The organism is Sporosarcina koreensis, from assembly GCF_001531445.1.
In the GTDB taxonomy this organism is placed as follows: domain Bacteria; phylum Bacillota; class Bacilli; order Bacillales_A; family Planococcaceae; genus Sporosarcina; species Sporosarcina koreensis_C.
Genome location: NZ_LQYA01000194.1, coordinates 1 through 297, shown reverse-complemented (window position 1 = coordinate 297; position 297 = coordinate 1). Strand labels below are relative to the sequence as shown.

General features: G+C 45.1%; 1 rRNA gene. It reads right to left on the bottom strand.

Annotated elements, in window-relative coordinates:
• Window positions 1-142: 142 nt before the first annotated feature.
• Window positions 143-297: ribosomal RNA gene (locus AWV70_RS17135) — 23S ribosomal RNA — on the bottom strand; the annotation flags it as partial.

Genomic DNA, 297 nt, shown 5'->3' with positions numbered 1-297 from the left:
AACTTCCGTGTTCGGTATGGGAACGGGTGTGACCTCTTCGCCGTCGTCACCAGACTATGTATGAACGATGCTTGTTCGTTCAAAACTGGATAAAATCAACATTGTTGCTGAACTCAAGTCCAACCGTACTATTTTTAACTTTAAGGTTAAGTCCTCGATCGATTAGTATCCGTCAGCTACACGTGTCGCCACGCTTCCACCCCGGACCTATCCACCTCATCATCTTTGAGGGATCTTACTTACAAAATGTAATGGGAAATCTCATCTTGAGGGGGGCTTCATGCTTAGATGCTTTCA